The sequence below is a fragment of the Ruegeria sp. HKCCA5763 genome (genome assembly GCF_013034545.1).
Lineage (GTDB): Bacteria > Pseudomonadota > Alphaproteobacteria > Rhodobacterales > Rhodobacteraceae > Ruegeria.
This window is the reverse complement of sequence record NZ_WQGF01000007.1, coordinates 67791-94283: the sequence shown is the minus strand read 5'-3', so window position 1 is coordinate 94283 and position 26493 is coordinate 67791. Positions and strand designations below refer to the sequence as shown.

Genomic DNA, 26493 nt, shown 5'->3' with positions numbered 1-26493 from the left:
CTAATGCCCGTTATGTCCGCATTGCATACATTGGGCGTTATTAACTGAATGTCCGCATCGAGCCCAAAGGTGACCTTCCCGCATTACCTTTGAGTTAGCGAGAAGCAGCCTTGATGGGTAATTCGATTGGGTTTCTTTTTGGCGTTTCGGTCGACACAGATTGAGCCGCAATCTTACCCCAAACACGAGTGCATTATCTGCTTTGAAGCCGGGGTTCTAAAGTCACTAAACGTCAACGGTCAAAGTTGGGTGATCAGATATACACAGTGGGTAGAACGCATCTTACGTCGTCCGGCCTTCTGATCCATCGGCGGCGGGTTCCGCCCAAGTCGCGGACACTGTGTGCAAGTCTTCGTGAAAACTCGACCGCCGAGCAAGGCTGGCAGTTGCTTTGCGTTCTGCAACCATGTCATTGCCTTCAGACCAACCTATTCTTCCGAACACCATCAAACCGCCTTCGAACGTTTAGCTCCCAGACAGAACGACACCACCGGTTCCGATAGTTAGAATGCACAAATTTGGCATCACGCACTCAACCCAGCTATGCGACCCAACACAACGGCACTAAGCAAGCCATTTCCGGAAAGATACCCGCTGTCCCCTTTGCCCGACACACCAACAGCCGCGCCGCCGCCTGCATAAAGGTTGGTGAATGCGGAACCGTCCTCTTTGAGGACGCGCGCAGAGGAATCAACGCGCAAACCGCCTTGGGTGTGGAATAGGGCCCCTGTGACGCGGACGCCCATGTAAGGTGGCGCCAAAGGTGGCGGGTTGAAAGACCGGCCGAATTGATCCGTGCCGCCAATGGGGATTTCTCGTATTGTTTGCTCCAAAGCCAAAGATGGAAGGCCTAGTGCCTTCGATAGGTGTTCGATTGTATCAGCGGATCGGATCGCACCTGTCTCTTCCGCGCGCTTGAAATCCTCGAACTGGCGCGCAATGGCAGCTATGCGGCCGTCAAAGATGGCGAAGGCTTCTCCGTCGGGCTGCGCCAGCACCGCGCGGGCGGCCTCAGAATAGCCTTGTGACTCGTCCCAGAAACGATGACCATCGCGGTTCACCTGTATGCCGCCTTCGGTAATCACCGCCCAGGTTATCAGGATTCCATGTGGGTGCGCGACATTACCATGGCCTTGGTATGCCCCCAGGTTTTGCAGCCCGGCACCCAGCCCCTCTGCCCACAGAACAGCCTCGCCTCGGTTACCGCTATGCCCGAACCACAATGCATCTTCGATTTGCGGCATATGCTCGGAAACGAGGGCGGGGTTGCCACCAAAACCGTTGCAGGCAAGGATAAGCCGGTGGCAGGCAATGGTTTCCACTGTTGCGTCCGGGCCTGTTACGGCAACACCTGAAATCTGGTCCTGATCCCGATAGAGCGTTGTCGCGCGGCGATTGCAGATGATGTCCAAACCTTCTCGCTCGCAGGCGCTGCGAAGCGCGTCGATCAACTCTTGTCCCGAGCGTGCCGGCAGCCCGTGCATCCGACGGCGCGAGTGACCGGGGTAGTCAAAATCCGTGACAACCGAGAAGGGCAGGGCGTGGCGTTCAGACAGCCAGTCGATTACTTCCGCGGCATTGCTGGTCAACAAATCGACCAGCGCTTGATCGTTTTCGCTGTGGGCCTTCGACTGAATGTCGCTGGCAAAGAGTACCGCATCGTCCATGATCCCCGCGGCTTGTTGAATTTTTGTGCCAGAAGCAGGGATCAACCCGGCGGACAACGCGGTTGAACCGCTTGGAACCGGATCGGCTTCGATCACCAGCACGTCCTGTCCCGCCTCCGACGCCGACAGGGCCGCGACCAGACCGCAAGCCCCTGCGCCGATGATCAGGGTACCGGTCTTCAGATCAAACCGATCGGGTGCAACACTCTCAATCTTGGGCGTCATCATAGCGGGCCCCGGCATCGAGCATCTCGGCGGTTCCGATGACTTCGTTCAGACCGCCGAAGTCGAACATGTTCTGTGCGAAGGGCTTGTTCGAGCCATTCTCTGCCAGGCTCTGATAATAGGCCTGAGCGGTTTTGGCCAAAGCCCGGACGATCCCGCCAGGGAAAATGACGATGGAATAACCCTGAACCTCTAGATCGTCAGCACCAAGTATCGGGGTCGCGCCGCCTTCGACCATGTTCGCCAACAAGGGAACGCGTGGGGCAAACTGGTCAGCGATGGACGTCAGCTGTTCGCGGCTTTGCGGAGCTTCGAGGAAGAGTACATCCGCACCAGCTTCAAGATATGTTTCCGCGCGCTCGATAGCTGCGCTGAACCCCTCAACGGCGATGGCGTCCGTGCGGGCAATGATTAGCGTGTCACTTCTGGCGCGCGCTTCGGCCATCGCTGCTATCTTTCCAGCCATTTCCTGCTTCGGGATAAGGGATTTGTCCGACAGATGACCGCAGCGCTTCGGAAAGGTTTGATCTTCGACTTGCAGTGCGGATGCACCGGCTCGCTCATATAGTCGCATGGTACGCTGAGCGTTCAATGCGTTTCCAAAGCCGGTATCGGCGTCGATGATAACGGGTGACGAGACCCGATCGGCAATCAGCGTCATCGTGTCCGCCATCTCGGACGCCGTGGATAGCCCGATATCGGGACGGCCAAGTCGCGTGTAGGCAACAGCCGCGCCGCTCAGATATAGCGCCTCGAAGCCAGCTTTTTCAGCCAGCGAAGCCGTCAGACCGTCATACACGCCCGGTGCAACCAGAATTTCTTTCTTTGCCAGTCGGGATTTAAGGCTCATATGACTCCCTCCAACCAGTTCAATATTTGATCGCAACTTCGCTGATGCGTGACGGTGCCCAGTGACAGGAGTGTTGCGTCATGAACCTCTTGCCGAAAGGCGGCACATCCGTCTGTCAGCATAACGGTGTCGATATCCCGCAAATGCGCATCGCGCAGAGTTGAGGCAACGCCACCATTGGTCACGATGCCCCCAACGATCAGGTTCTCGATACCCAAAGCGCGCATCAGATATTCCAGCCGAGTCTGATAGAAGGCCGAGTAGGCAACCTTTTCGATGACGAAATCGCAGGGTTGCAACGTATCGACCAAACTGTGACCAAACCCGCCCGGCGCGAAGTCGCCCTTGGTCAGGAACGGGCGTAGTTTCTTCAGGTGCGGCGCAATCAATGGCTCGCCGTTTCGGTCGGGTACAAGTGTGAACTGCGCCGAAAAATAGCGCCCACCCGCGGCTTGCAACTTTCGCGCCAAGGGCGCGATGCGTTCGGGAAGAGCCGCGATTTCTTGCGCCGACTGGCCAGCCCGGCCATAGGCTCCCTCAGGATGAATAAAGTCGTTCTGAAGATCGATAGTCAGCAGCGCCGTCTGGCGTGGGTCCCAGGATTCTGGTTCGCTCATTTAGTCCTCCTCCCGTGGTTCGATAATCGTGTTGCCAAAGGAGTCCACGCGCCCTTGAAAATCCGGTTCGATCAGGACGGTCGTGTCCGGTTGCGTCAGAATGGCTGGACCTTTGACTAACGTGCCAACCGGAAGCGACAAGCGATCATAGATGGTTGTGTCATGCCAAGCATCTCCGAAGTGAACTTTCCGTGTCGACGAGGGCGTGGCACTGCCTTCTGTTGTGGGCGCAAGGGAAGAAAGATCGAATTTCGGTCGCTTGCCCGTTACAGCGCTACGTAGATTCAATATGCGCCGCACGCCGTTTTTCAGCAGTCTTCCATAGGTGGCTTGATAGGCCGTATCGAAGGCCTCTTCGATGTCGGCTTTGCTTGGCGGTGTAACCTTGCCATCTGTCATCGTAACAGTCAGCGGCACCGGCACTGTATGCGTTTGACCCACATAGGCCATGTCCAGCTCGAATGAGATCTGACGCTTGTCGAATGTGGTCCGCGATGCGTCAAGAAGCGCCATACCCTGTTCCACGTGCTCTTGCATGAATGTGCCCAAAGCAGCTTTGTCCAACTGCGTGACCAGTGTGTTGACCGTCTGTACGAAATCTTGCCGCATGTCAGCGATCACACAGCCTAGTGCCGAGGTGACACCGGGATAACGCGGAACGATTGCGCGGGCGATCCCCACTTCGGCCAGCATTGCTCCTGCGTGCAAAGCTCCGCCACCGCCGAACGGCATAAAGGCAAATCGTTTGGGGTCGAAGCCGCGCTCGATACTTACAAGACGGATGGCTCCGGCCATACGGGAATTGGCGACGCGCAGGATAGCCTCGGCGGCCTCAAGCCTGGACAAACCGAGCGGTTCGCCGACGTGGATATCGATCGCTTTGCCAGCGGCCTCCACATCCAGCCTTTCCAGTTTGCCTCCGATTGGGTTGTCCGGATCGATGCGACCCAACACGACATTGGCATCCGTAACCGTGGGGCGATCATTTCCCAAACCGTAGGCAACAGGACCGGGATTTGATCCTGCGCTTTCAGGGCCGATATTTAACAATCCACCCTTATCGACCCAGGCGATTGACCCTCCGCCTGCTCCGATGGTTGTTATTTCGATCATTGGACTGCGCACAACCATCCCAAAATCGATGGAGGTCTGGGCCGACAACATCGTCTGCCCCTGTGATATCAGCGAAACATCAAAACTGGTGCCGCCCATATCCCCCGTGATTACATTGTCGAATCCAGCAGATTGCGCAATGTAACCTGCAGCAATCACCCCCGCCGCCGGACCAGACAGTGCCGTACGCACCGGTAGGCGGGACGCGGTGTTGACCCCCATTACCCCGCCATTGGACTGCACGATCATGAACTCGCCATCAAACCCGCCGGATTGCAGAGCGTTTTCCAGGCGGGTCAGATAGCCTGAGACTTCGGGTTGCAGATAGGCATTCAGCGCCGTGGTAGAGAACCGTTCGAATTCACGGATTTCCGGTAGGATTTCTGACGAGGCTGACACATGCGGGTTCGGCCAAATTTCGCGTACGGCGGCGACAGCGGCGGCTTCGTTTTCAGGGTTGGTATAGGCATTGGCGAACAGGATTGCGATGGCTTCGCATCCTTGCTCTCGCAAGTGCTCGGCTGCTTTGCGCACGGCAATCAGATCGACAGGTGTGCGAATGGTGCCATCCGCCAGTGTACGTTCCGGCACCTCCAGACGGTCGCGGCGATCCACAACGGGTTCGAAATCCCCGCGCAATCCCCAGGTGCGCGGTCGGTCCCTTCGGCGCATCTCCAAGACGTCCCGCAGACCTGCAGTACATATCACCCCTGTCTTGGCCCCTTTGCGTTCCAGCAGAGCATTTGTGCCCGCCGTGGTACCGTGTACCACTACTGAGATCTCGGACGGATCGTCGACCTCGCGCCCGATCCCGTCCAGGAATCCACCTGATTGATCCGGGCGTGTGGTTGGAACCTTGGCGACGGTTGCGCTCCCGTCTGCTTCGTTCAGAACAAAAACATCCGTGAACGTGCCCCCCACATCCACGCCGATCATACGTCCGGTCATGGCGCAACCTCCCGCCATGTGGTGCCGTAGACCTGATCCGCCTGTTCGGCACTCACAAGACCCCGAGCCACATCTTTGGCGATCGCTGCAGGAGCGCGGTGGCCCGCAGCGCCATAGCCGCCACCGCCGGGTGTTTCAAGGCGAACCGCTTGTCCTTGTCTCAATTCGATCCCTCTCATTTTTGAAACCAGTGGCGGTGCCTTCCACCCATCGTCTTGTTCATACGTGAAGACATTCATGGCCCCGTCGCCACCGTCGGCGATACCCTTCGGCGCGAACTTGCCGCGTTCGCCGAACAGAAACGCCTGAGCGCCGTTTTCCTCCAGAACTTCAATTTCATAGACAGCCCCAAGCCCCCCGCGATGCGCACCTGTACCTGCGCTGTCGGGGCGCAGAGCCCACTGGCGGAACATGACCGGATAGGCGGCTTCAAGAATTTCCATCGGCGGGATCGTCGCCGTCGAGATCGGAGCGTTACCGTGGTTCAGCCCGTCGCTCTCGACCGAGCCGCCGTGCCCCCCACCAAAAAAGCTGAACATCACCCATGGCTGTCCGTTTGAGCGTTTTCCGGCGATAGAAAGCGCATTGATTGTCCCATAAGCGTTGGCGACAACCCGATCCGGTGCGGCGTTGGAGAAGGCAGAGAATACAACATCGATCATTCGCAGAATGGTTTCTGTGTATCCACCTGTCGGGGCAGGGAACTCGGCCGCCAATAGACTGTCTTCGGGCACGATGACTTCGATGGGACGCATCACGCCGGCGTTGGCAGGCAGCGCCGGAAAAACGTGTTTAACAGCCACATAGGCGGTTGCAACGGTCGTGGGCAGGGCGATGTTCACAGGCCCGGCGCATTGCGAAGAAGAACCCGTGAAATCAAGCGCCATTTGATCGCCTTTGATCTCAAGAGCCAGTTTGATGCGAAGCGGATCGTCTGTGATACCGTCATTGTCCAGGAAGTCTTCGGCCTCCCACCGACCGTCCGGCAAGTCCTGCAACTCAGATCGCATAAGCACCTCGGCCCGATCGCTGAGCGCCTCAAGAGCGGCTGAGACTGTTTCGGCATCATATTCGTCCAGCAGCTCGTCCATCCTACGGACCCCAAGATCCAGTGCACCCAGTTGTCCATTCAAATCCCCCATCGCTGATTGAGGTAGGCGGGTGTTACGCAGCAGAATGTTAATAATGTCCTGGCTAACCTCTCCTTTGCGCGCCAGTTTTACCGGCGGCAGAACAAAGGCTTCCTGGAAAACTTCGGTCGCAGCGGGGTTGTAGTTTCCCGGCACCGCACCGCCTACGTCATGCCAGTGCCCAACCGACGCGAGATAGCAGAACAACTTGCCATCGCAGAAATAGGGACGCACCAAACGCATATCAGACAAATGTGTTCCGCCGATATGTGCATCGTTGAAGATATAGATGTCGCCGTCTTCCAGATCCTCGTCAGCCGCGGCCTTTTCAATCACCGCTTTCACGGCAAAAGACATCACACCCACGAAGATCGGCAGCCCGGACTTACCCTGAACAAGAGTGTCGCCCGTTGTTGCAGAATACAGACCATGGCTGGCGTCATGCGCCTCGGCGATGATCGGATTAAAGGCCGCTCGAAATAGGGTTGCGTCCATTTCGTCGGCGATCTGTTCCATGCGGCCTGCAAGTACAGAAAGGGTAATTGGGTCAATCTCACTCATGCCTGCGCCCTTGTTTCTGCAATGTCATTCCAGACATCCTGACGTGTGATCAGATCGTTCTGAATCTCGAACCGGTCAATGAAGCGAATGCCTTCGAATGCTGAACCATCGGTCCATTCACCGGACAACGTTCCCCGGCAGTAAACGATCGCAGCGTCGCCATCGCTTTGCATTGCGTCGAACCTCTCGTAGGTTTTCGCGATACGGCGATACCGGTTTGCCGCCCAACTCCTGAGGTCCTCAAGATCTCGCATGGGCGCGGTTCCGGGAAACTGCATCACGAAGTCCGAGCTGAGTCTTTTCCGGGCGCTTTCAAACGCGCGATCACTCATTTCGGCCAGGAAGGCGCGCACGATGTGCTCGGAGTCTTGTTTGGCCCGAGCAGGATGTCTGCTCTTGCCGCCGCGATAGTAGTTCTGGTCTGAAATGTCGTGGATCACGACGGTCACAAGCTCTGTCGCAGCAGGCACTACGAATCGCACAGCATTGGTCAGCGCCACGCCAAGTCGTTGTTTTTCTTGCGCGCTATAGCCCTCGATCACATGCAATTCGACGATCGGCATGCAAAAGCTCCTCCGATTATTGTATTATCTTTAATACAGGTTGTTAAATAATTGTAAGACTATTTTGGGAGAGGCAATAATACTAAAGCTTGATTTTCCAAGTTCCGGTTTTACGATTGAAGGTGCTGTGAAGGGGGAATCAACGGGTGAACAGGATCAACGCGGCCAATCTACCGGACGGGACCAAGGCGCAACGCGTCTACCTGCATCTGCACGATCAAATCACCGAAGGGCAGCTTTCGGCGGGGGAAACCCTGCCCGGTGAGCAGCGGCTGGCCAAGAAATTCAGTGTATCGCGAGTGACAATACGACGGGCGCTGGACGCGCTTTCACGCAATGGCCTGATCGAGCGTCAGGCGGGTAGTGGTACCCGGGTTTCAGGCCAGTCCACCCTCGGTGCACCCGCAGCGATGGATTTCAACACGCTCATGCCGCAGCTGGTCGAAATGGGGCAGAGCACAACCGCGCGGCTATTGTCCTTTTCTTACGGCAAAGCTCCAGAGGTGGTGACGAAGGCCATGGGGCTTCCGAGCGACCATCAGGTGCAGATCGCAACGCGGGTGCGTCTGACTGATGACGTCCCGTTTTCGCATCTGACGACCTATGTGCCGGCTGTGATTGCGCAGAACTACTCGGAAAGCGACCTCGCCACGACACCGCTGTTCAAACTTCTGGAACGCAGCGGCGTGCAGATTGAGCAGGCGCATCAGACCGTTTCCGCAACGTTGGCGGGGCCTGACGTGGCTGAGGCATTGGGCGTTGCTGTCGGCTCAGCTCTGCTATCGCTTAAGCGCATCGTTCGCGATGTCGAAGGAAATGGGGTCGAGTATCTTTCTGGCCTCTATCGTTCTGACATGTTTCGGCTCGAGATGCCTTTGGCGCGTGTGGGAACCGGTTCATCCCGGCATTGGGAGCCCGCGATCGGACGCAGCGAGGAGACCGGGAAATGAGCGCACCGCGCACCATGCTCGACAAACTCTGGGCCTCGCACGAGGTTCTGAGGCGCGAGGATGGTGTGTCGCTGCTTTGGGTTGACCGCCACTTAGTGCATGAAGGGTCGCATCATGCCTTTGCCAAGCTGGCAGAGCGCGGCTTATCCGTGGCTGAACCTGCTCTCACCTTTGCGGTTGCAGATCATTACGCGCCCACAAGAAACCGAGACCGGATTGCCGATCCAAAGATCGCCCGGATGATCGAAACCTTGCGGAACAACGCGTCGGACCACAACATCAGACTTTTCGATCTCAGCGACCCGTCGCAAGGCATCGTTCACGTAATCGGGCCCGAGTTGGGTCTGACATTGCCCGGGCTGCTTATCAATTGCGGGGACAGTCACACATCCACTCACGGGGCATTTGGCGCATTGGCTTTCGGGATCGGGGCAACAGAGGTTGCGCATGTGTTGGCGACGCAGACGGTCTGGCAGCGAAAACCCAAGGCCATGCGAATAAGCGTCGAAGGTCGCTTGGGATTCGGCGTCACTGCCAAGGACATCGCCCTGAACTGGATCGCGCAATTGGGCAGCGGCGGTGCGCAGGGCCACGCGATTGAGTATGCAGGACAGACAATTCGGGATCTGTCGATGGAGGGGCGCATGACACTGTGCAACCTCTCAATCGAAGGCGGGGCGCGGTTTGGCATGGTTACGCCGGATGAGGTCACGTTTGCCTATCTTGAAGGACGCGAATACGCGCCTTCGGGCGCAGATCTGCAAAGAGCGCAACAGGCGTGGCGCGGCCTGATTACGGACGAGGGGGCCGTTTTCGAACGCGAGGTTAAGATGAGCGCAGCTGACATCGCACCAACAGTGACGTGGGGCACCAGCCCGGAACAGGCCCTGCCCATAACAGCCAACATCCCCAGTCCAGACGCCACTGATCCAGCAAAGTCAAATTCAGCACAAGAAGCTTTGGAGTACATGGCGTTGAGGCCGGGGCAGCCTTTGGACGGTATCACGGTGGATCAGGTGTTTATCGGCTCCTGCACGAATGGGCGGATTGAAGATCTTCGCGAGGCCGCTTTGGTGTTGTCTGGGCGGCAGGCGCGTGTGCCGGGGCTTGTCGCGCCCGGTTCAGCACGGGTAAAGGCGCAGGCCGAAGCCGAAGGGTTGGACAGGATATTCCAAGATGCCGGGTTGGAGTGGGCCGCGTCAGGTTGCTCTATGTGCGTTGGCATGAATGGCGACGTTGTGGCCGAGGGCAAGCGCTGCGCATCCTCAACCAACCGCAATTTCCGCGGACGTCAGGGGCGCGGCGCGCGAACGCATCTGATGTCCCCGGCGATGGTCGCCGCAGCGGCCGTAACGGGTACAATTACGGATGTCAGGCCGCTTTTGCAGGGCAGGGCGGCGTGATGGCGGGGTGGAGCACTCAACAGGGGCAGGCCCTGGCACTGGCGTTCGATAACATCGACACGGACCAGCTGATCCCGGCGCGTTTCATGTCAGTCCCGCGCAGTGAGGGGTATGGCCGCTATCTGCTGCACGACATGCGGCGCGACGACAATGAACAGCTTTCTGCGGATTTTCCACTGAACCGCCACGAGGGGATCAGCATTCTGGTCGCCGGGCATAACTTTGGCAGCGGCTCTTCGCGCGAGGCAGCAGTTTATGCGCTGGTCGACGCAGGCATTCGCGCGGTCATCGCACCCAGTTTCGGCGACATCTTCGCCAACAACGCCATCAACAACGGCCTGCTGCCCGCTCGTGTCGACGCTGAGAAGGTGGCGCAACTGCAGCAGGCGCTGAAAGATGCCCCATACCTTGCGTCGATTGATCTGACCGAGAACCGCCTGACCCTCGGGGACATAACAGCGAGCTTTGAGCTGGACGAAGGATGGCGTGTGAAGCTGATCAACGGCTGGGACGACATCGATCTGACCCAGCAACATACGCAGGCGATCAATGCTCATAGGGATAACCGCAACAAGGCCGCCCCTTGGGCCTGGCCGAACAAACCGGATTAGGACACGTCGCGCAAAGACGACGCAATACGGGTCAAGAGACCTGAAATTAGGGGAAACCAGGAAAATACCCCTGAAACACGTGGAGGAATAACTATGAAGTTGAACGCATTGGCTGGCCTTTTGGCTGGGGCCGTGATCGTCGCCGGAACGGCCAAAGCCGAAGAAACGATCTCGGCGGTTCACGCCTTTCCCGAAACGCTGATCTATACCCAAAGCTTTCTGGACTTTGTCGACAAGGTAAACGAAGCGGGCAAAGGGGTCATTCAGATCGACGTAAGGGGTGGGCCGGAAGCAATTGGCATGTTCCAACAGGCCGATGCGGTGCGCGACGGGATCGTTGACATGGTTTACACGCCGGGCTCGTTCTACGGTGGCGCTCTGCCCGAGAAAGATGCGATGGTCGCGTCGAACCTGACCGCGATTGAAACCAGGGAAAATGGCGGAACGGAACTGATCGACCAGATCCATCAGGACAAAATGGGCCTGAAATACCTCGGCTGGTTCGACAGCGGCGTCTGCTACAACCTTTGGACCCGTAACGAGCCCAGTTTCGATGCTGACGGCAATCTTGAAGTCGAAGGGTTGAAGCTGCGCGGCAATAACGTCTACAATGCTTTCTTTACCAATTACCTTGGTGCGCAAGTAATCGACCTGCCCACGGGCGAGGTCTACTCGGCCCTGCAGCGTGGCGTCGTTGATGCGACAGGCTGGACCCAGATCGGCTTGATCGACCTGAAGTGGAACGAATTCCTGAACTATCGCATCGAACCGTGCTTCTTCTCGACTGATCTCGGCGTCATCGTGAATCTCGACCGCTGGAACTCGCTGTCTGACGAGGCGCGCACGATCCTGCAAGACGTTGCGATCCAACACGAAAAGGACAGTGTTGAAGCCCTGCGCAGCAAACGCGACGAAGACTTTGCGGCCCTGGACGCTGCAGGCATGACGGTTGTCACGCTGGAAGGGGAGGCAAAGGCAAACTACCTTGCCGCGGCCCGCGAAAAGACATGGGAGCGTATGAAGGGCCTGATGGCCGAGCAGCCCGGCGGCACCGATAACTATGATCGCCTGATCGAGCTGTTCTACGATCTCGACGCTGCGAACTAAGACCACCGACAGGCCCGTTCCAGACGGACGGGCCTTTCACTACCAGGGGCAGAGCAGGCGGGATTATGAAAAGGATCTATGACGCAGTGCTGTTTGGCATGGCCATTATCGCTGGTCTATTGCTGGTTTGGCTGATGCTATCCGTCATCACGTCAGTTCTGATGCGCAATGCCGGGCTGCAACCCTTTGCGTGGCTGTTTACTTCTGCAGAATACGGGCTTTTGTACATGACCATGCTGGGCGCGCCTTGGCTGGTACGGGAAAAGGGCCATGTCCACATCGAACTGGTGACGGCCGCGCTGCCTGTTGGTTTGCGCCGGATTGTCAGCCGTACGGTGGCAGCCGCCTGCGTGCTGGTCTGCCTGATCCTCGGCTGGCAAGGGGCTGATCTGGTCCTGACGAATATCGAGCGCGGGGACTACGACACTCGCGCTTACTATTTCCCCCGATGGATGCTGACTATCGCCTTTCCACTATCGTTTGGAATGATGGCGATAGAATTTTCGCGCTTTGTCTTCGGGCCCGAGCTGATGCACAGCGGAGAAGCAGGGATACACGAGTAATGGAGTGGTACGAAGCGCTTGCCTTGCTGCTTGGGTCGATAGTGTTCCTTATGGCCATCGGAATGCCTGTTGCACTGGCTTTTCTTGCAGCCAACATTCTGGGCGCCTGGGTCTTTATGGGGGGGGAGCGCGGCGTCACGCAACTCCTCAACAATGGGCTGGGTGCATTGACCAAATACGCGTTGATGCCAATCCCGCTGTTCTTGTTGATGGGTGAGATATTCTTTCACACCGGGTTGGGTGGACGTATGTTCAGCGCGATAGATAAGCTGCTTGGCCGACTGCCGGGACGGCTGAGTTATGTAACGGTTCTTGGCGGTACCGCGTTTTCAACGTTGTCGGGGTCATCGATGGGCTCAACCGCGCTTTTGGGATCGCTCATGGTACCCGAAATGAACCGCCGCGGGTACAAATCATACATGAGCATTGGACCAATTTTGGGAACCGGTGGCTTAGCGATCATCATCCCGCCCTCGGCGCTTGCCGTTCTATTGGCCACGCTCGCGCAGATAGACGTCGCAGCCTTGTTGATAGCCGGAGTCGTTCCCGGTCTGATACTCGCCTTGTTCTACATCGGCACGATCTGGCTCCAAACTCGGTTGGATCCCGAGGCGGCTCCTGCGTACGACGTCGAGCCTATGTCATTGGCGTACCGCCTGAAACTGCTCATGACTGAGGTCCTGCCGATGGTTGGTGTCATGGTCGTGATTATTGTCTTGATGATCCGTGGCTTTGTCACCCCATCCGAGGCAGCAGCGTTTGGCGCATTGGGCGTATTGATCCTGGCCGCGATTTTTCGCTGCCTTTCGTGGGAGGCGATCAAAAAGTCGGTCATCGGTGCTCTTAAGGTTACGCTGATGGCCTATTTGATCGTCTTCGGCTCGGCCACGTTCAGCCAGCTTTTGGCATTTTCCGGAGCATCGCGGGGACTGGTGAACTGGGCCATCGCGTTTGAACTTGCTCCATTGGCCATGCTGACGGTGATGTTCGCTGTTTTGTTGTTACTTGGCATGTTCATGGAGCAGATTTCAATCATGTTGCTGACCGTGCCAATCTTCTTTCCACTGGCGCAGACACTCGGGTTTGATCCGATCTGGTTCGGTCTGATCATGTTGCTCTCGCTCGAGATCAGCTTCACCACACCACCATTTGGGTTGCTGCTGTTTGTGATGAAAGGTGTCGCACCGCCCGGCACAACGATGCGCGAAATCTACACGTCCGCATTCCCGTTTATTTTCTGCTCAATCCTGCTGGTCGTTCTATTGATCGTTTTCCCAAACCTGGCTTTGTTCCTGCCGTCCTTGTAAGGCTGTTCTATTGTGGAAGATGGATGAATGCCCTTGCGAAGGCCACTGATCGAAGGTGCGGACGTTTTTTGCGACGTCGCACAGGCAAGACTCAGTAAGCAATCCGCGCTGAACTCGCTTTGAATAAATTCAAACGGCAGCAGTGTCCGCACAGCGGTCATTGATGCATTACGCGGCGAAAGACTGCTTCGAGCCCAAAATACGGAACGCTGCACCGTGTGCCAATGTCGGCATTGCGGTGCCCAAGGCTGACAACCGACGATGAAAAGGAGGAGCATCGAAACTTTGACACAATCTTTTCATGGCCTCTCTGGCGGAATCAGCTTTGGAGATCTCCAAAAGAGATTCTTCCCCCGCAAATTGTCAGCGCAATGCGCGCATGGGCCAACTGGTTTTTATCAATTGAAAACAGATCCTGTTCGAGGATGGCGATGTCGGCCAGGTATCCTGGCTTCAAGCGGCCCTTTCGGTCCTCGTTAAACTCTAGCCAGGCATTGTCATGCGTGTAGGCAGACAGCGTAGCCATAAGGCTTTGACGGTTGTCCAGCCAAGGAGGTGGCAGCTCAGTGCAGTTAACGGCCCCGGCAACCGTCATCATTGTGTCGACAGGGACGACTGGCCAATCCGTCGAGAAACAGACTTTGGCGCCGCTCTCACGGATCTTGTTCCATGCAAAAGCAAAAGGGATTTGCTCCGCTGTCAGAATATCTCCGGCGGAATAGGGGGAAAACAATCCTCCTGCGGGTGAGTGCAGGGGTTGAAGAGAGGCAACGACGTCAAAGGCAACCAGCCGGGGCAGGTCCGCGGGGTCTATTACTTCAATATGTTCGATGCGGTGTCGGGAATCTCGGGCGCCGTTGGCGTTGCGCGCTGCCTCGTAACCGTCCAACGTACGCCGAACGGCACCGTCGCCAATGGCATGCGTGCTGAGTTGCAACCCCATTGCATCAGCGCGAATACAGGCTTCGTTGAAGTGTTCCGCACTGAAAACGGCATCACCGAAGCTCTTAGGTTTTCCCGGATAAGGCGCAAGCATCAGCGCCGTGTAGCTGTCCAGCACGCCGTCCATGAACATCTTAACCCGCCCTGACCAAACCATATTGGACGCAAAACGGCGGCGCATTTCATCGGCCTCTTGCAACCGATCCAGAGGGTCGGTGTTCTTCAAATGCATGGGCACCTGAACACGGATCGGAAGGCGCCCCTCGGCCTCAAGTTCGCTGAGCAGTTCAAGTTGATAAAAGTTGCCATCCATGTTGTGCAGCCCCGTAATCCCGTGGGATGCACAGTGGTTCAGGCCACGTAGGATGACCTCTTTGTCAAAGGCGCGTTCTTTGGGCGTTGCGGGTGGCTCGGGATCCGCTCCTGTGACGTAGCCCAGCAGATCACGTCCTCCCAGTTGCGACAGGCGCAGAACCGGGCCAAAAGCACCGGTTTCATTCAGCTGACCTTGTGCGGTGCCGTCCCCAGCCATCACGATTTCCGAACCGGGGGGAACAACTGAGCCGTGAAGAATGCCTGCCTTCTCCAAGGCAATTGTGTTCGCCCAGACCGTGTGGTGGTCAGCCGACATCAGCGCAACGGGACGCTCAGACAGAATGCGATCCAAATATTGCCGAGTGGTTTTAACGCCTGGTCCAAGAATTTCGTAATCGGCCGCAACGCCCATCAGCAAAGGTTCTTCTGGGTGCTCAGCCGCAAAAGTTCGCAACGCCTTGGTCAGAGCATCTGCGCCCATCGTTTCGCGCAGGTCCAGCATTCCCAACTCGGCCGCCCCGCCAAAAAGGTGCACGTGGCTGTCAATAAAGCCGGGCATAACTGTGCCACCGGCAGCGTCGATGATTTTGGTTCCGGCCCCAGCCATGGCGCGAATGTCGTCGGTGTCTCCGACAGCCACAATTGTGTCGCCCCGAATGGCCAATGCCGAAGCCTTTGGTGTGGCCTCGTCAAAGGTCAGAAGAGAGCCGTTGAGGATAATCAGATCAGGCGTCGGCGACATGCGGCCTCGTGTGTCTGAGATGGGTTTCGAACTAACCAAGCGCGCGAATGATGGCCTCGCAAGCGCGCACGGCATCGTGGCTAAAGGACTGGATCAGATAGTCGGGCCAGCTGGACAGCTTGACGATAACGACGTCCGCCATCAGATCAATGAAGATCAGTTGACCAAAAACTCCACGCGCCATGAACACGCCCCGACCGGGGTCGTGAACCCACCAGAACCTTCGGTATGCCCCTTGGGGAGACAGCACGTCATAGGGATCACCATGTTTCGAGGGGTCCGCACCCGAACAAATCCCCGAAACCCAGCTTTCCGGCACCACTTGTTGGTCACCAACTTTGCCACCATCGGCCATCATCCGACCGAACCGCGCATAATCGCGCAGCGTTGCGTTGAACCCACCGTCCGCGAGCGCGGTCTTGGCGTCGTCCACTGTGAAAAAGCCGGAATGCACGCAGCCAATTTTTTGCCAGATACGGCTCGACAAGAGCGAAGCAAGGTCTTCTCCGCTGACGCGTTCCAAGGCCCAGGCTACGACATCCGTCTCGATCGAGCGGTAAGAAAACACCTGCCCATGGGGTCTGACTTGAGGCAATGTCAGAATAACGTCCCGAATGGTTGGCTTGATTTCACCCTTGCGAACGGGGCGCCAGCCTGACGCCACATCGACGCGGGTCATGTCGCTGTCCGGAAGGCCGTAATCCTCGGTGAAACGCACCCCTGATTGCATATCAAGCGCCTGATCCACGGTGCATCCGGCATAGCCTGTCGCGGCCAATTCCGGCACGATGTTTTCAAGCGGTTCCGTGAGGTCGAGCTTGCCCTCTCCATGGAGCACACCGGCCAGAGATCCAATCAGGGATTTGGAGACGGATTGGCCCAGATGCGTAGCGTCTGGAGTGAAATCGTTGGCGTAAATCTCGGTAAGTATCTGGTCACCCTTCAGCACCAGGAAACCATCTGTGTAGCTTTCAGAGAGCCAGGCCGCGACGGAAAGGGGGCGGTCGTCAAAAGTTTGAAATTCGATTTCCAACAGGTCGCGGTGGGCCTGTTTCAATTCTCGGGTCTCCGGTCCTGGACGCACATCTACCGTAGGAAACAGGCTTCGCATGTTCTGGAAAGTCCAGCGATTGAACGGAGCAAGGTCCCAGTTCTCGAGCGAAGGACGCTTCTCAGGCGGGGGCGGGAAGCCCTGCATGATGCCGATCTCACGCGCCGTCTTGGGCCTGGTGCCGGATTTGCTGTCGTGCATTTTCCACGCTCCCGCAGGGCGACCAAAAAGGGGTCGCAGTCAGAGTAAGAAACTTCGGAAAGTGACGGCCCGGCCAACGGCGGGCCGTCATTCAGGAGACTTCAAGCCTTATTGCTTCAGGCGGGTCCAAACCTTGTTGTAAAGGTCAACGACATCCTGATCGCAGGGCTTCACAAAGTCCGGAACCGGTGCATCGGCGGGCATGACGATCTCAGGCGCGCTGAGCATCTCGGGGTCCATAAAGGCCTCCGACCCTTTGATACCGTTGGCATAGCGCGCGAAGTTCGAGGTCATCGCGGCGTTCTCCGGGTCCATCATGAAGTTCACAAAGAGCTTTGCGTTTTCCATGTTGGGTGCATCGGCAAGAACGGCAACATTGTCCATCCAGCCAGTGAAACCCTCTTTTGGATAGGCGTATTGCAGCGAGGGGCGATCCGCCCGAGCGCGCATGGCAGCGCCATTCCAGCTTTGCGACAGGTCTACGTCTTTCGATGTCAGCTTCTCGATCACCGCATAATCCATCGTGCGCCAGTCGCCCTTGGCCTTGGCGAGAAGCGCCATCAGCTCTTTCATCTGATCGGGGTTCGAGTTGCAACGCGGGTATCCGAGGTAACGCAGACCGGCGTTGATCACATCGTTCATGTCATTGAGCATGTTGATGCGACCTTTGAGTTCTTCGGGAGTATCAAAGATCAGACCAAGCGTGTTGATGTCGCCGCTGTAGACTGCGCTGTCGACTGTAAAGCTGGTGGTGCCCCACTGGTAGGGAACTGAATACTTGCGACCCGGATCCCAGTAGACATCGACCCAGTTCGGATCCATGTTCTTGAAGTTCTCCATTTCGGACGCGTTGATCTCGGCCAGCAGGCCTTCGCCAACCATGATCGCAATCATGTAGTCGCCGGGCACAACGACGTCATAGCCGGTGTTGCCTTCCTTGACCTTGGCCAACATGGTTTCATTGCTGTCATAGCCATCCAGCGTGACTTCGACGCCATATTGGGCTTCGAATTTCTCGATCATCTCGGGGTTGGTGTAGTTGCCCCAGTTGTAGATGTTCAGTTTGCCTTCGGCGTGGGCCGAGGCTGCGCTAAGCGCGAGGGCTGAGACAGCGGCGGCTTTGAGTAGTGAGTGTTTCATTTTAGTCCTCCGTTGAGTGGTTAGCGTCCCGCACCGACGCGGGCTTCTTGTTATTTTCGTTTGCGTTGCAGAAAGAAGGTGAGCGTGACCATGGCCACGGTCAGCCCGATCAGGATTGTCGAGACGGCGTTGACCTCTGGCGTCACGCCACGACGGATCTGGCCGAGGATGTAGATAGGCAAAGTGGTCTCGCCCGGGCCGGCCACCAGAAGCGTGATGATCACGTCATCCAGCGATACGACAAAGGCTAGCATGGCGCCCGCCATGACTCCGGGCATCAGGACCGGCAGCGTCACATGGCGGAATGTTTGCCAGGGTGTTGCGTACAAATCCGCAGCGGCGGCTTCATAGGTCACGGACATATCTGACAAACGTGCGCGTATCGGCATGTAAGCAAAGGGCACGCAGAAAACCGTGTGGGCGAGGATCAGCCAGCCGATCCCGGTTACCCCCGTGAGCTGGCGCAGGATCGAAAAGAAGGCCAGCGAGGCAATCGCCGTGACAATCTCGGGGATCATCAGGGGTTGGTTTATGAGCGCGATGGCCGCAGAGCGACCGCGATAGACGCCCCCGCGCGTTGTTGCCAATGCTGCCATTGTGGCAATGATGGTGGAAAACATGGTCGCCGTGAGCGCAACCTGAATAGAGATCATCGCCGAACGCCGGATGTCGTCGTTTTCCAAGGCTGCCGCGTACCAGCGCAAGCTGAACTCGGTCCACCGCACAACAGAGCGGTTGTCGTTGAAAGAGAACACGACCAGTACGGCAATTGGTGCGTAGAGGAACAACAGAACCAGCCAGGACATGCCAGTAAACAGGGGTTGCCTGCGCAACTCGCGAGACCCGGTCGACGGGCGGAATATCGACAGCAGTTTATCCATGTCCACCCTCCTTCGAAGCACCTGCCCGCAGGCTGACAAGGAGCGCGATCAACACAACTGCCATCAGGATCAGCGCTGCCGCGGCCCCAAAGGGCCAATTGCGCCCCGACCCGAATTGCAAGGCGATCAGGTTGCCGATCATCAGTTTCTTGCCACCGCCCAACAGTTCCGGCGTGATGTAGGCCCCGAGCGCCGGGATCAGCACCAGCACGCAGCCTGCGACGATGCCCGGGCGGGTAATCGGGATGATGATGTGGCGGAAAACCTGCGTACGCGTCGCATAGAGGTCATGTCCGGCCTCAAGCAGCGAAAAATCGAACTTCTCGAGCGAGGCATAGATCGGGAGGATCATGAATGGCAGGTAGCTGTAGACCAGCCCGGCAAGTACCGCGCCGTCGGTGTACAACATCTCAAGCGGTTCGCTGATCAGGCCGATCTTCATCAACATCAGGTTCACAAAGCCCTCGTCCCGTACGATCAAAAGCATCGAGTAGGTACGGATCAAGAGGTTGGTCCAGAACGGTAGCGTGATGGCGAAGAGCCAGAAATTGCGTTGCTCCGGAGGGCGGGCCGCAATGAAGTAGGCCACGGGAAACCCGAGGATCAGGGTGCCAATCATGGTGGTGATGGCGAGACCAAAGGAGCGCCCGAAGATTTGCAGATAGGCGCTGTTGAAGCTCAGCGTATCATCAAAGATGTCCCTCTCGAAAAGGAACTGCACGTAGGCGTCGTAGGAGAACACCCATTCAACGCCGCCGTATGTTCCGGGCTCAAGAAACGAGTAAACCAGGGCAATCGAGAGCGGGAACAGACCAAAGATGCCAATGATCCCGAGTGCTGGGGTCAGCAGGAAGAGCCGCGTTCTGCGCCTTTGACGCGCGCGTTCTTCTTGGGCCGCGCGCAATCTCGTTTCGGCGTCGGTGCGCGAGATATGTGCAGCGGCACTCATCAGTCTTCCAGCACGTGCAGCATGGAGGTGTCACATTCGAGGCCAACCCGCGATCCGACGGGGCGTGGGGTGGAAACCTGGACATGAACGCTGACGCCATCTTCCAACAGCACGAGCATCTGTGACCCGGCCCCGAAATAGATGCTGTCTACGACCTCACCTCGCAAGAGCGCCGTCTCTGCACTCTCATCAACCACGCGGATGGTTTCAGGGCGTAGAGCCACATGCACGGGGCCGGGTGTGAGCGAGGTGCTGGCTGTATGAACCGTGAGTGGTGAACCCTCGCCAAATTGGATTTTTGCCGCATCCCCGTCAAAGCCAAGCAACGTCGCATGCACGATATTGGTGTCGCCAATAAAGTCCGCGACGAACCTGCTTTGTGGAGCTGTGTAGATCTCTTCCGGTGTGCCAACTTGGCGTATCGCACCTGCCGACATCACTGCGATCTGGTCCGACATTGCCAGCGCTTCACCTTGGTCATGGGTGACAAAGACAAAGGTAATGCCTGTCTCATGCTGCAGCCGCTTCAACTCGCTCTGCATCCCTTTTCGAAGTTTCAGGTCCAGCGCAGAAAGTGGCTCATCAAGAAGAAGAACCTTGGGACGCGGCGCCAGCGCGCGCGCCAAAGCCACGCGTTGCTGCTGCCCGCCTGACAACTGATCTACACGACGCGTTGCAAACTCTCCGAGCTGGACCAGGTCCAGCATCTCGTTGATGGTGCTGTCGATTTCGGCCTTGGGCCTCTTCAGCATCTCAAGGCCAAACCCAACGTTGCGGGCCACGCTCATGTGGGGAAACAGCGCATAGTTCTGGAACACTGTATTCACGGGGCGATTGTTTGGAGCCAAATGGCCGATCGACTCGCCATCCAGTGCAATCTCGCCTTCGGTCGGAAGCTCGAACCCGGCGATCAATCGCAAAAGCGTCGTCTTGCCACAACCCGACGGGCCCAAAAGCGTGAAAAAGCTTCCTTCGGGAATGGTCAGCGACACGTCTCCCAGAGCCGTTACGGCCGCTTGGCCTTCGCCAAAGCGTTTTGTCACATTCTTTACGTCGATCATGGTCTGATCCAGACACCTGCACTTGTTGGTATGCAGAATCAGCTTAGAGCCATGAGACCGAACCTGTGAATACCTCCAAAGGGCGGGGTGACTTGTACCCCCAAAGGGGTAGGCCTAGTCGTTGGTCGAATGCAGGAACATCGAAAACAGGGCAGATTGAGAAGAAATTCCCAGCTTTCGGTAGATGTTCTTGCGATGCACTTTGATCGTCGAAGGGGAAACGTCCAGCAAAAGTGCTATCGACCGCGTCGAGTGCCCGCGCAAAAGGGATTGCACCACCTCGATCTCCCGCTGTGTCAAACCCTTGCAAACCTTGTCGATCACCCCATCGAAATCGACCTCGCTATCTTCGAACTGGCCTGATGAGGGGGTGCGATGAAAGTGCTGCTCGCAAAGCGCCGATATTGTTGGATGTAGATCCGTTAGCCTTTCGACATCCCGCCGGGAGAACCGGGTTCTTCCCTCCGAGGGACCGAGGGAAAGAAACAAGGTGCCGTTGGCAATTGTCACGAAAACCCCCATCTCATCTCTTAGAAACAGGGTCTTGTAGTAGATGCGAAAGTAGTCGGAGTTGGCAAACCTGTCTGGCGCCACGTCTCTCAGCACCATCACCGGTTCGTGGCGTTCACCGATGAAACGAACAACAAATGGGTCCAGCAACCAAGCGCGATCAAGCCATCGGTCCACAACGACCGAGCGGCGTTCTGCACGTACATTGTCATAGACATGTTCGGGCGCTTTTCCTGGGTTCAGAAGGCTGACAAACGCGCCCTTGAACGAAGCTGCTCCGCGCATGAGGTTCAACAACTCTGGCATAAAGTTGGACGTCCCTACGGCCCGAATAGCCCCAGCTACGTCTTCCGAGTACGTTGGTTGTGCGGACTTACCCAAGTATCCCACCTAGCGATAGGGCGTTTCCAAGCCAATGTGGACAGTCGGAATTAACTTGGCAACCTTTTCACACTGAAATCTGCCTCGAAAAGCTTTTCCGCATCGGCTCGCTGGATCAATTCCGCAATCTGCTCCAGCACAAGTCTTCTAAGATCAAAGAGGCCAGGTAACTTTGAGTTGTCACTTGTATCGCTTCAGCACTTGAACCTGATGATTTGCCAAATCTGGGTAACTTCGTGTCTGTGCAAAGGAACTCTGATCCAAGGAATAGCTGAGTGTTTCGAATGGAAGCGGACATTGCATCAATGGCGATGGATGGCAGCTTTGTCCGCATAGCGGTCGCTCGCGGTATTCAGGCGAATGACCTCACCGAGCCCAATGTAGACATTTGGTTCAAGCGAAGCATCTGTCGAAAAGGACTAGAAACGTTCATTCGCTGCGTCCTGCGCCTTGGTTCACGAAGCAAAGTTAAGCCGCCATTGCTTTTTCATTCTATACTAGTCCACACTGACTCTCCGTTAATGGTAAAGGGAGACCCCGATGAGCAAAGAAACGATCGGATTTGTTGGTGTTGGCTTGATGGGTCAAGGCATGGCCTCAAATCTGCTAAAAGCCGGTTTTACAGTTAATGTGATTGCTCATCGAAACCGTGGACCTGTCGATGAGTTGGTCGCCCAGGGTGCGACGGAGGCGGAAAACCTCGCGAAGCTTGCAGCAGTGTCATCAGTTATCCATGTTTGTGCGCCCGGTTCTCCTCAGGTCGAGGCAATCGTGGCAGCCATGATGCCGTCCATGCAGGCCGGTAGCGTCATTGTAGACTGCTCCACGTCAGACCCGAATTCCACTATGGCACTCGCGAATAAGTTAGCGCAGGCCGGTCACCATATGGCGGACGCGCCGTTGGGCGGGACACCCGTGCAGGCACAGAATGGAGAGCTGGCGACCATGGTCGGCGCTGATCCTGTTGTTTTTGAGCGGTTGAAGCCTGTTATCGCAGCTTGGGCAAAGACCATCGTTCACATCGGCCCATGTGCTGCAGGGCACAAAATGAAGCTTCTGAATAACTTTCTTTCACTGGGATATGCGGCGCTCTATTCGGAAGCGTTGGCACTGTCCGAAAAAGTCGGAATATCCACCAAGGAATTCGACTCGGTCATTCGTGGCAGCAGGATGGATTGCGGGTTTTATCAAACCTTCATGGGGTACGCCGTTGAAGGCAATCGAGAGTCTCACAAATTCACTCTATCCAATGCTCTAAAAGACTTGCGTTACCTAGAAGCCATGGCAGATGAAGTGGGGCTGTCCAATCCAATCGGAAACGCCGCAAAAAACAGTTTTGCAATGGCGCTTGCCGCTGGGGGTGACGGACCGAACGACTATGTTCCTCACCTTGTGGATTTCGTAGCTGTGAGAAACGGCGTATTCAAGGCGTGATTCTGGTCGCATTGCAAACGCAGTTAAATGCGAACTCTTTAAGATGCGGGAACAAGGATTTCAGGTAGTCCCACCAATCATGCTGAGGATCAGAACTGAGAAGTCATTTTGCCTTGGCGTTTGAATGGAAGGTTTCATCCTGCGTCATTTCCTTCTTAACATCAAAGCCTTCGTAAAATCGCGCTACTGACTCTGACGTCGTTAAATTTACAGAGTGGTTGTCGTTTGTTACGTTGAAATCCGGATAACTAAAATCACGGATGCTCACGAACTGTTGGCGCTTGGAGCAAAAACCAATCAAGTGACCTCCTCCGAACCGCTTCCCAATGCGGCCTGCTGCCGGTTAGTTGAGCTCAACTGGCGGGCTGAATGAAAAGGCGCGAGACTTCTTTGCCAAGTCACTCACGCAATAATAAAAAAGAATAATGAAATACTTGCTCCAAACCCCAAGTGCCAGAGCAATCCTGATGGCACTCTTCATAATCATTGTTGTGAGGGTGTGCAGCCATGAAGGAGCTGGATATCAAGGGCCTGATAAAGAGTATTTGGACGGCAGAGGCAGGCCCTAACCCGCACCGCCATACCCTTTTGTGTCTACTTTCCGCTCATAAGCTGTCATCTGAGAAAAATGGTCAGATGACCAAGTTGAGCCCAAAGCAGTCACTTCAAAAGGTCACTAACTACTCACGCGCCGCCGCAACGTACTGCCGACGATATTTCTCTGGAGAAGTGCCAAACCAGCGATGACAGGCGCGTGTGAATGCGCTGGCGTTCTTGTACCCCAGGTCGCGTCCGATTTGAGTTATGGAGCGCGTAGCTTCTCTCAGCCCCAGATCAGCGAGATGCTCCTTCGCGCGATCTATTAGTTCCGCACCGTTCGTTCCATGACTGCCGAGTTCTCTTTGCAGCGCCTTTGGATGAACTCCGACAAAGGCAGCCAGCCCGTCCAAACCGGGCCAGTCAGAATAGTCGAACACTCGAAACAGTGCGAACAAATCCAGCGGTTGTTGTTGCGTGGAAGCATTGTCCGGTTCTGTGTTTCTGGGAAACGGGGATTGTTGCATAAGCCAAGCTGACGGAAACGACATGCTCAAACCCCAAGCGTCGGCTTTTTTCACGTTGGGCGACGGCACCAATTCGGCTGGGATAGCGTGAGGATCAAACACATGAATTTCGACTTCGCTTTGATCCCAAACTTTCCCCAATCTCGCCTTCAACATTTCAGACCAAGCAACGACATCCCATGCGTCCGCTTGCCCGGGCGGTTGCGGCGCTTTGAGAAAGCGCCTCCCGACCAAATTGGCGCGTTCTGTTTCAACGATCAGTTGGTAGTGCATCGAGACTTGAACTGTCTCGACAAAGTGCAACCAGGCCACCAGCAGATCACCTAAGCTGGGCGTGTTGCTCATGGTGGCCGGAGGCACGAAGCCGGTGTTCCACTCATACTCTCGTGCGATCTCCGCGCAGAGGTAATGATTACCCGACTGCTCTGCTGCTTGTGTCGAGGCCAGATAGACGCAGGCACTGGGTATTGGTTGGCTTGGTGCGTCGAATACTTCGGGCCGCAGCAAACACCCTTCCAATATTTGATTGCGATCCGCACCCAACTTACAGGCTCGGTCAATCACCTCTGCCAAAAATTTTGACTGCATCACTGGAAGCGTCGTTTGGGCGATCAGTGGCTTGTTCAATGAGTTATCCTTACTGGACTGAGAAAACAGAAATTGTCCAGAAATGGCAACACGCGAATTTCCCGCTTCCTGCTAAAGTACATTTAAGGTCAGAATTTACAAATCAGGGAGATATCTTGATGGGTTTCCAATTCTATCCATATGTTTTACTCAAGGCAGTTGCGGCCGCTTCGACGCTTTCCATCTTGGGACTTTCGGCGTCACAAAGCGTTGCGCAAGAAGAAGACTTTCCAATTCTTTTCACGAACGTCCACGTCTTCGATGGTGTAAATGAGCAGCGGATCGAAAATGCCAACGTGCTGGTGGTCGGCAATCTTATCACTGAAGTATCTGCCGAGCCTCTTGCCGCAGCGAATGCTCGGATCATAGATGGGGGCGGTCGGACACTCATGCCGGGATTGATCGACGCGCATGTCCACATGACGATCACAGAACCGCTCGCCGATCTGAGGGACAACTTCGATTGGATGTATTGGGGCGCAGTTTCAACAATTGAAGCAGAAAAGATGCTTCTGCGAGGTTTTACAACTGTCCGTGATGCCGGTGGCCCCGCGATTGGACTGCACAAGGCGATTGAACGTGGCAAAGCAGTCGGATCGCGCATTTATGCATCGGGACCGGTTATTTCACAAACCTCCGGACATGGTGAGCACCGGCTTTACAATGAACCGCACCCCAATTTCATGGGCGCGCATCCGTCTTTCTTCAATCAGCACGTAGAGTTTTTGGCAGACGGTGTGCCTGAAACACTTCGTGCGACACGCGAGGCCCTGCGGCTTGGTGCAGTGCAGATCAAAGTCATGGCGGGAGGCGGCGTGTCCTCCAGCGTTGATCCCCTGCACACGGTGCAAGGACTGCCCGAAGAGTTGGAGGCTTCTGTGCAAGCGGCGGCTGATTGGGGAACCTACGTGATGGTGCACGCCTACACAGACGCATCCATCGTGCGCTCCATTGAGGCAGGCGTCATCAGTATCGAACACGGACAACTGATGACCGAAGTCGGTGCTCAGGCCATCAAGGATGCGGATGCGTGGATTGTGCCTTTCTATTCTCTCTTGGGTTTGGAAGAGGAGGCCGTCGTCACGGCATTGGGGCCAAGCGCTGGTGCAAAATTCCTTAGCGTGCAGGCCGGTGCGAGAAAACAAATGCAGCTGATAAAGGACTTTGGGATCGAGAACGTTGCTTTCTCAACGGACATCATCGGTGATCCTGTTGCGCTGACCAAGCAGAACGATGAGTTTAAGTATCGTCTTGAAGTCTGGAGCAGCCACGAAATTCTGCAGCAAGCGACGTCGAAGACAGCTGAACTTTTGGCACTTTCTGGTCCGCTCAATCCCTACCAAGATGGCCCTTTGGGTGTTATTTCGGAAGGCGCTTACGCCGATCTTCTGCTTGTGAAGGGCAACCCTGTCGAAGACGTTGAATTGCTCGTCGATTACACAAACAACATCGACCTCATCATGAAGGATGGGGTGATTTACAAGAATACACTCGATTGAGTGTTGCGCGGGGTGAAATAACCTCGGCACCCCGCGCGTCTATTTTCTGAAACCGAAGTGGTCGCTAGTTCGCTCTGTCGG

At 56.2% G+C, this 26493-nt stretch carries 23 protein-coding genes; 8 read left to right on the top strand and 15 right to left on the bottom strand.

The features are described from left to right. Positions 1–524: 524 nt before the first annotated feature. From GOV89_RS13235 to GOV89_RS13210, 6 genes are read right to left on the bottom strand one after another with little or no spacing between them, the layout of a single operon-like run. Complete coding sequence (locus GOV89_RS13235; RefSeq protein ID WP_371810641.1) at positions 525–1895, bottom strand: FAD-dependent oxidoreductase; 1371 nt, start codon at positions 1893–1895, stop codon at positions 525–527. Continuing rightward, complete coding sequence (locus GOV89_RS13230) at positions 1876–2742, bottom strand: oxaloacetate decarboxylase (RefSeq protein ID WP_171238387.1); 867 nt, start codon at positions 2740–2742, stop codon at positions 1876–1878. The genes GOV89_RS13235 and GOV89_RS13230 overlap by 20 nt, the downstream gene beginning before the upstream one ends. Then, the gene (locus GOV89_RS13225; RefSeq protein WP_171238386.1) at positions 2739–3359 is read right to left on the bottom strand and encodes a cysteine hydrolase family protein; all 621 of its coding nucleotides are present in this window, start codon (positions 3357–3359) and stop codon (positions 2739–2741) included. The genes GOV89_RS13230 and GOV89_RS13225 overlap by 4 nt, the downstream gene beginning before the upstream one ends. After that, positions 3360–5420, bottom strand: coding sequence for a hydantoinase/oxoprolinase family protein (locus GOV89_RS13220; RefSeq protein ID WP_171238385.1), 2061 nt, complete (start codon positions 5418–5420; stop codon positions 3360–3362). It lies immediately after the preceding gene. Further along, entirely contained in the window at positions 5417–7111 is a 1695-nt protein-coding gene (locus GOV89_RS13215) for a hydantoinase B/oxoprolinase family protein (protein WP_171238384.1), read from the bottom strand. The genes GOV89_RS13220 and GOV89_RS13215 overlap by 4 nt, the downstream gene beginning before the upstream one ends. Beyond that, positions 7108–7674 carry a tautomerase family protein gene (locus tag GOV89_RS13210; protein WP_171238383.1) on the bottom strand — a complete coding sequence of 189 codons (567 nt, stop codon included), beginning with the start codon at positions 7672–7674 and terminating at the stop codon, positions 7108–7110. Before GOV89_RS13210 ends, GOV89_RS13215 begins: the two co-directional genes overlap by 4 nt. Positions 7675–7820: 146 nt before the next feature. Between GOV89_RS13210 and GOV89_RS13205 the strand changes: the two genes are divergently transcribed. The 6 genes from GOV89_RS13205 (at position 7821) to GOV89_RS13180 (ending at position 13615) form a co-directional block, all read left to right on the top strand. Next, a complete protein-coding gene (locus tag GOV89_RS13205; RefSeq protein ID WP_171238382.1) occupies positions 7821–8624 on the top strand; it encodes a GntR family transcriptional regulator in 804 nt (267 codons plus the stop codon). Continuing rightward, positions 8621–10027 (top strand): 3-isopropylmalate dehydratase large subunit, encoded by a 1407-nt coding sequence (gene leuC / locus GOV89_RS13200; RefSeq protein WP_171238381.1) that lies wholly within the window; start codon positions 8621–8623, stop codon positions 10025–10027. Before GOV89_RS13205 ends, leuC begins: the two co-directional genes overlap by 4 nt. Further along, on the top strand, positions 10027–10638 hold the full coding sequence (gene leuD / locus GOV89_RS13195; protein ID WP_171238380.1) for a 3-isopropylmalate dehydratase small subunit: 612 nt from the start codon (positions 10027–10029) through the stop codon (positions 10636–10638). Before leuC ends, leuD begins: the two co-directional genes overlap by 1 nt. A 93-nt stretch (positions 10639–10731) precedes the next feature. Further along, positions 10732–11745, top strand: coding sequence for a TRAP transporter substrate-binding protein DctP (gene dctP, locus GOV89_RS13190; protein WP_171238379.1), 1014 nt, complete (start codon positions 10732–10734; stop codon positions 11743–11745). A gap of 65 nt (positions 11746–11810) precedes the next feature. Continuing rightward, positions 11811–12308, top strand: coding sequence for a TRAP transporter small permease (locus GOV89_RS13185; protein WP_171238378.1), 498 nt, complete (start codon positions 11811–11813; stop codon positions 12306–12308). Next, entirely contained in the window at positions 12308–13615 is a 1308-nt protein-coding gene (locus GOV89_RS13180) for a TRAP transporter large permease subunit (RefSeq protein WP_171238377.1), read from the top strand. Before GOV89_RS13185 ends, GOV89_RS13180 begins: the two co-directional genes overlap by 1 nt. Before the next feature lie 319 nt (positions 13616–13934). Here GOV89_RS13180 and GOV89_RS13175 read toward each other — a convergent pair whose 3' ends face one another. From GOV89_RS13175 to GOV89_RS13145, 7 genes are all read right to left on the bottom strand, one after another. Further along, a complete protein-coding gene (locus GOV89_RS13175) occupies positions 13935–15614 on the bottom strand; it encodes an amidohydrolase (protein WP_171238376.1) in 1680 nt (559 codons plus the stop codon). A gap of 31 nt (positions 15615–15645) precedes the next feature. Further along, complete coding sequence (locus GOV89_RS13170; protein ID WP_171238375.1) at positions 15646–16866, bottom strand: serine hydrolase; 1221 nt, start codon at positions 16864–16866, stop codon at positions 15646–15648. Positions 16867–16974: 108 nt separating this feature from the next. Next, a complete protein-coding gene (locus tag GOV89_RS13165) occupies positions 16975–18006 on the bottom strand; it encodes an extracellular solute-binding protein (RefSeq protein ID WP_171238374.1) in 1032 nt (343 codons plus the stop codon). Positions 18007–18056: 50 nt separating this feature from the next. Further along, the gene (locus GOV89_RS13160; protein ID WP_171238373.1) at positions 18057–18887 is read right to left on the bottom strand and encodes an ABC transporter permease; all 831 of its coding nucleotides are present in this window, start codon (positions 18885–18887) and stop codon (positions 18057–18059) included. Then, a complete protein-coding gene (locus GOV89_RS13155) occupies positions 18880–19836 on the bottom strand; it encodes an ABC transporter permease (RefSeq protein WP_171238372.1) in 957 nt (318 codons plus the stop codon). Before GOV89_RS13155 ends, GOV89_RS13160 begins: the two co-directional genes overlap by 8 nt. After that, a complete protein-coding gene (locus GOV89_RS13150; protein WP_171238371.1) occupies positions 19836–20897 on the bottom strand; it encodes an ABC transporter ATP-binding protein in 1062 nt (353 codons plus the stop codon). Before GOV89_RS13150 ends, GOV89_RS13155 begins: the two co-directional genes overlap by 1 nt. 114 nt (positions 20898–21011) lie before the next feature. Continuing rightward, positions 21012–21788, bottom strand: a complete 777-nt coding sequence (locus GOV89_RS13145; RefSeq protein ID WP_171238370.1) for a helix-turn-helix transcriptional regulator — start codon at positions 21786–21788, stop codon at positions 21012–21014. A gap of 540 nt (positions 21789–22328) precedes the next feature. Between GOV89_RS13145 and GOV89_RS13140 the strand changes: the two genes are divergently transcribed. Beyond that, positions 22329–23222, top strand: a complete 894-nt coding sequence (locus GOV89_RS13140; protein ID WP_171181284.1) for an NAD(P)-dependent oxidoreductase — start codon at positions 22329–22331, stop codon at positions 23220–23222. A gap of 103 nt (positions 23223–23325) precedes the next feature. On the opposite strand, the gene GOV89_RS13135 is transcribed toward GOV89_RS13140, so the two are convergent. Both GOV89_RS13135 and GOV89_RS13130 read right to left on the bottom strand, forming a co-directional pair. Continuing rightward, the gene (locus tag GOV89_RS13135; protein WP_171238369.1) at positions 23326–23523 is read right to left on the bottom strand and encodes a hypothetical protein; all 198 of its coding nucleotides are present in this window, start codon (positions 23521–23523) and stop codon (positions 23326–23328) included. 379 nt (positions 23524–23902) lie between these two features. Continuing rightward, positions 23903–24913, bottom strand: coding sequence for an AraC family transcriptional regulator (locus tag GOV89_RS13130; RefSeq protein ID WP_171238368.1), 1011 nt, complete (start codon positions 24911–24913; stop codon positions 23903–23905). Here GOV89_RS13130 and GOV89_RS13125 point away from each other — a divergent pair. Further along, positions 24913–26412, top strand: a complete 1500-nt coding sequence (locus GOV89_RS13125; RefSeq protein WP_171238367.1) for an amidohydrolase family protein — start codon at positions 24913–24915, stop codon at positions 26410–26412. The two genes, GOV89_RS13130 and GOV89_RS13125, sit on opposite strands and share 1 nt — an antisense overlap. The last annotated feature ends 81 nt before the right edge of the window (positions 26413–26493 follow it).

What these genes read in the sequence shown, in the direction of transcription:
- GOV89_RS13125 (WP_171238367.1), top strand. Translation starts at nt 24,913, where the DNA reads ATGAGTTATCCTTACTGGACTGAGAAAACAGAAATTGTCCAGAAATGG.
- GOV89_RS13165 (WP_171238374.1), bottom strand. Translation starts at nt 18,006, where the DNA reads ATGAAACACTCACTACTCAAAGCCGCCGCTGTCTCAGCCCTCGCGCTT.
- GOV89_RS13155 (WP_171238372.1), bottom strand. Translation starts at nt 19,836, where the DNA reads ATGAGTGCCGCTGCACATATCTCGCGCACCGACGCCGAAACGAGATTG.
- GOV89_RS13170 (WP_171238375.1), bottom strand. Translation starts at nt 16,866, where the DNA reads ATGCACGACAGCAAATCCGGCACCAGGCCCAAGACGGCGCGTGAGATC.
- GOV89_RS13210 (WP_171238383.1), bottom strand. Translation starts at nt 7,674, where the DNA reads ATGCCGATCGTCGAATTGCATGTGATCGAGGGCTATAGCGCGCAAGAA.
- leuD (WP_171238380.1), top strand. Translation starts at nt 10,027, where the DNA reads ATGGCGGGGTGGAGCACTCAACAGGGGCAGGCCCTGGCACTGGCGTTC.
- GOV89_RS13150 (WP_171238371.1), bottom strand. Translation starts at nt 20,897, where the DNA reads ATGATCGACGTAAAGAATGTGACAAAACGCTTTGGCGAAGGCCAAGCG.
- GOV89_RS13185 (WP_171238378.1), top strand. Translation starts at nt 11,811, where the DNA reads ATGAAAAGGATCTATGACGCAGTGCTGTTTGGCATGGCCATTATCGCT.
- GOV89_RS13220 (WP_171238385.1), bottom strand. Translation starts at nt 5,420, where the DNA reads ATGACCGGACGTATGATCGGCGTGGATGTGGGGGGCACGTTCACGGAT.
- GOV89_RS13235 (WP_371810641.1), bottom strand. Translation starts at nt 1,895, where the DNA reads ATGATGACGCCCAAGATTGAGAGTGTTGCACCCGATCGGTTTGATCTG.
- GOV89_RS13215 (WP_171238384.1), bottom strand. Translation starts at nt 7,111, where the DNA reads ATGAGTGAGATTGACCCAATTACCCTTTCTGTACTTGCAGGCCGCATG.
- GOV89_RS13180 (WP_171238377.1), top strand. Translation starts at nt 12,308, where the DNA reads ATGGAGTGGTACGAAGCGCTTGCCTTGCTGCTTGGGTCGATAGTGTTC.
- leuC (WP_171238381.1), top strand. Translation starts at nt 8,621, where the DNA reads ATGAGCGCACCGCGCACCATGCTCGACAAACTCTGGGCCTCGCACGAG.
- GOV89_RS13140 (WP_171181284.1), top strand. Translation starts at nt 22,329, where the DNA reads ATGAGCAAAGAAACGATCGGATTTGTTGGTGTTGGCTTGATGGGTCAA.
- GOV89_RS13175 (WP_171238376.1), bottom strand. Translation starts at nt 15,614, where the DNA reads ATGTCGCCGACGCCTGATCTGATTATCCTCAACGGCTCTCTTCTGACC.
- GOV89_RS13225 (WP_171238386.1), bottom strand. Translation starts at nt 3,359, where the DNA reads ATGAGCGAACCAGAATCCTGGGACCCACGCCAGACGGCGCTGCTGACT.
- GOV89_RS13160 (WP_171238373.1), bottom strand. Translation starts at nt 18,887, where the DNA reads ATGGATAAACTGCTGTCGATATTCCGCCCGTCGACCGGGTCTCGCGAG.
- dctP (WP_171238379.1), top strand. Translation starts at nt 10,732, where the DNA reads ATGAAGTTGAACGCATTGGCTGGCCTTTTGGCTGGGGCCGTGATCGTC.
- GOV89_RS13230 (WP_171238387.1), bottom strand. Translation starts at nt 2,742, where the DNA reads ATGAGCCTTAAATCCCGACTGGCAAAGAAAGAAATTCTGGTTGCACCG.